This is a genomic window from Variovorax nivicola (genome assembly GCF_051216475.1).
In the GTDB taxonomy this organism is placed as follows: domain Bacteria; phylum Pseudomonadota; class Gammaproteobacteria; order Burkholderiales; family Burkholderiaceae_C; genus Variovorax.
Genome location: NZ_JBPJZK010000030.1, coordinates 1 through 3,426, shown reverse-complemented (window position 1 = coordinate 3,426; position 3,426 = coordinate 1). Strand labels below are relative to the sequence as shown.

At 63.0% G+C, this 3,426-nt stretch carries 3 protein-coding genes; all 3 read right to left on the bottom strand.

Features of this window, described 5'->3' with window-relative positions:
• Window positions 1-97: 97 nt before the first annotated feature.
• The 3 genes from ACSFBF_RS35940 to ACSFBF_RS35930 are packed head-to-tail and all read right to left on the bottom strand — an operon-like array spanning window position 98 to window position 3,271.
• Window positions 98-1,099, bottom strand: a complete 1,002-nt coding sequence (locus ACSFBF_RS35940; RefSeq protein ID WP_435462585.1) for a tyrosine-type recombinase/integrase — start codon at window positions 1,097-1,099, stop codon at window positions 98-100.
• Entirely contained in the window at window positions 1,092-2,048 is a 957-nt protein-coding gene (locus tag ACSFBF_RS35935) for a tyrosine-type recombinase/integrase (protein WP_435462584.1), read from the bottom strand. The genes ACSFBF_RS35940 and ACSFBF_RS35935 overlap by 8 nt, the downstream gene beginning before the upstream one ends.
• The gene (locus tag ACSFBF_RS35930; RefSeq protein ID WP_435462583.1) at window positions 2,045-3,271 is read right to left on the bottom strand and encodes a tyrosine-type recombinase/integrase; all 1,227 of its coding nucleotides are present in this window, start codon (window positions 3,269-3,271) and stop codon (window positions 2,045-2,047) included. Before ACSFBF_RS35930 ends, ACSFBF_RS35935 begins: the two co-directional genes overlap by 4 nt.
• Window positions 3,272-3,426: the final 155 nt, after the last annotated feature.

The window sequence follows — 3,426 nt, the reverse complement described above, 5'->3', positions numbered from 1 at the left end:
GTAATGCGAAGTGCGCTTTTATGCGAAGTCGGGATGTCGATACTGCAATCAGGCCGAGGGACAGGGAAGAGCTTGCGCCCATGATGGCTTTGCATAATCACAGTGCCTGCAGGAACGCCAGCAGGGCCTTGGGCGGACGGTACGTCGTGGGTTTCACCCGCGGTGTCGTCAGGCGCGCCAATGCCCGCTCCTTCATCGCCAGGTCCGCCTCGACGTACATGTGTGTTGTCGCTGGACTCTCGTGTCCGAGCCACAAGGCAATCTCGCACGGGTCGGCGCCCGACTGGAGCAAGCACATTGCGGTGGCGTGCCGAATTAGGTGCGGCGACACAGACATGTTGATCAGGTCGGGGTACTTGCCGGAGGCGATTTGCACGGCGAGTTTCAGGCGCTGAGCGACGTTGGCCCGCGTCATGGGCTTGCCGTCGCGGCGCGCCAGCAGCGGCGAGTCGGCCTGAAGCTGTGGGTTCAGGTGGAGCCAATCCCGCACCGCTTTGGCAGCGGTCTTCCACAGCGGCAACGAGCGCTGCTTGCGCCCTTTGCCGTGCAGCCGGATGCTTGACGTCGGGCCGAGTACAACGTCTGCCACCCGAACGCCTAGGATCTCCGAGACTCGAGCCCCAGTGTTGAACATCAGCGCGAACATCAGGCGATCTCGCTGGCCGATCCAGGTGTCGCTCGGCGCATCGATCAAGGCGAGCATCTGCTCCCTGGGGACGAAGCCCACCATCTTGCGATCGAAGCGCTTCATCGGCACGGCCAGGGCCTGCTCGATGAGGCCCAGGTGCACCGGATCGCGTCGCGCGGCGAACTTCAGGAAGGAGCGCACCGCAGCCAGCCGGATGTTGCGGCTGCGCACCGAGCTGTGTCGTTCTTGCTCAAGGTGATCGAGGAAGCCGACCAGGAACTTCGCAGTGACGTCGGTCAGCTCCATGCTGTTGGGCTCCTTGCCCTGGCGTTGCGCGTAACGCAGCATCAGCACGAACGTGTCTCGGTACGAAGCCACTGTACACGGGCTCAGGGCTCGCTGCTGGACCATGTAATCGGTGAAGAACTCCTGCACCAGGGTCGCGAAGGTCGGCGATGTCGACTTACTCATCGTCGTCCCCTGTGAGCGAGAAGCGCTCGAACTTGGCGCCGACCATGTCCATCAATTCGGGTACGCCGGTGAGGTACCAGTAGGTGTCGGTGATCTTCGCATGGCCAAGGTACGTGCACAGCCAGAACATCGCCTGGTCAATGGACACGCCTGTCTCATGCCAGAGCTGAACGCGTCGAACCGCCATGGTGTGCCGAAGGTCGTGCAGGCGCGGGTTGACGTGGTCGCCTCGCGTGCACCATCCCAGTCGCGGTCGTAGGCGTTTGAACACCTGCTCGGCCGTGCTGCGGGGCAAGAATCCTCCGATGCGAGAGATGAAGAATGGCGCATCCGCGTCGGAGTGGGCGTACCGGTCGCGCGCGTGCCGATACTCCCTCAGCGCCTGCACCACGCTGGCATGGATCGGAAGACAGCGGGACTTGTGGAACTTGGTTTCCCGTACCGTGACCGTCGCGACCTCCAGATCGATGTCACCGACCCGAAGCTTCAACGCTTCGGAGATCCTGAGACCGACGGCGGCCAGAAGCCCGAACAGCGTGCGGTACATCAGCGGACGCAAGCCACCCAAGGGTGCCAAGCCATCGGCGTACCGCAGCAGTTGGAGGATCTCTTCGTCGGTGTAAATGTGCGGCGTCAGTCTGCGATGACCCCGGCCTAGCACGTTCGTCAGCAGTACTTCGGTGCCCACCTCGAATTGCCGGTAGTAGGCCGCAAACGGCCGCAGGATTTCGATCCTGCGCGCCGCGGTCACCGTGCTGGTGCGGTGAACATGCTGCCGAGCCCATTCAATCTGCAGTTCTCGCGTCAACGGCCCCTTGTGGCCGCGGTCGTCGGCGAAGCGGGCGAACCGCATCAGCTCGGTGGCCGGAGCCTTCAACGCGAAGCCGAGCTGCCGACGTTCCTTGAGGTAGCGCTGCACGGCCGCCTGCAGCGTCATCCCGGCTTTCATGCCGTGCTCCCCGGCCACGGCATCGCGACACCGCCAAGGCGATTCATGTCGACCTTGGCATAGATGAGTGTGGTATCAAGGTGGCGGTGGCGCAGCACATCGGCTACTTCCTTGAGTGTGCCCCCGGTTTCGAGCAGTCGACCAGCCAGGGTGTGGCGAAGGATATGCACACGGGTATAGGGCAAGCCACTGCGTCGATAGGCATTGCGCACGGTGTTGCGCACGACGTCCGGGCCAACGGGCTCGTCGATCGGCGCCACGTGCCGGACAAACACCTGCCGGTTGGCCGTTGGAGGTCGCTCCATGCGCAGATACTCGGCGATGGCACGACCGGTCGCCGGCGGCAAGGGCATCAGGTCCGCGCGCCGGGTCTTGCACTTGGCGATGCGCACGGTGCCGGCCGTCCAGTCGATATCGTCCAACGTAAGGCGGCTGACTTCGTGGGTTCGCAATCCGAGATCTACGAAGCACCGCACGATCGCGTATGAGCGAAGGCGAGAAGGCAGCCCAAGCGGGAAGGCATCGAGCAATCGCTCGACATCGCTGCGCGACAGCGTCTGCGGCAGCGGCGCCAAGCGCCACCGCGCCGGCGACCCAATCACCGGTAACAAATGCTCGACACGGTCGCCTTCGAAGGCTCTGAAGTGCAAGTAGCCGCGCAATGCCGTGGCGATCACGCCCCCACTGGCCGGCGACACGCGGTCGAGTTCCTGAGCAATGAATCGCCGCAGTTGCTCCGCACTCGGCGTGACCGCCGCAACCTTGCGAATTAATGCGTCCACGATCTTCAGTCGCCGAAGGCGAGTACTTCGAGCCAAGCCCCTGGCCTGTTGCATATGCTCGTCATAGCGGTGCAGTGCCTCTTCAATCGGATCGGCCCGACGTCTGTCTGTCACGATCCCGGAGTTCCCAAGAACTACTCTCAGGTGTTGCAGTGCAGCTCGAACTTGGTGGCGACAGCGATGCGCCAGGGACGGGCAAGTACAGCGTGGCAAATGCTCATCGATGAACCTCGCGATCGCGTGATCGATGTCATCCAGCGGATGACGACATCGACGAATCCATCGCGCGAAGTGCGCGAGGCAGCAGAGGTATGACCGCGCCGTGCTGGGCGCATAGCGCCGCTCGGTCAAGTAGCGCCAATAGGCAGGTACTGACGGCGCAAGTGCGCTCGAGCGAAGCCATGACGCGGCCGTCGGATGAAGGGTATCAAAAGCGTCCATGATCGTCTCCTGAGGTGGGGTTGACACCGCAGGAGACGCTTACTTTTATGCGAAGTCCAGAGCCATCCGGATGCGCCTCAGACCGCCGGGATCTGCCCTTTCGCCGATTTCGTCATGCGCGACTTCGCATAAAAGCGCACTTCGCATTACGCCGC

What these genes read in the sequence shown, in the direction of transcription:
- ACSFBF_RS35940 (WP_435462585.1), bottom strand. Translation starts at nt 1,099, where the DNA reads ATGAGTAAGTCGACATCGCCGACCTTCGCGACCCTGGTGCAGGAGTTC.
- ACSFBF_RS35935 (WP_435462584.1), bottom strand. Translation starts at nt 2,048, where the DNA reads ATGAAAGCCGGGATGACGCTGCAGGCGGCCGTGCAGCGCTACCTCAAG.
- ACSFBF_RS35930 (WP_435462583.1), bottom strand. Translation starts at nt 3,271, where the DNA reads ATGGACGCTTTTGATACCCTTCATCCGACGGCCGCGTCATGGCTTCGC.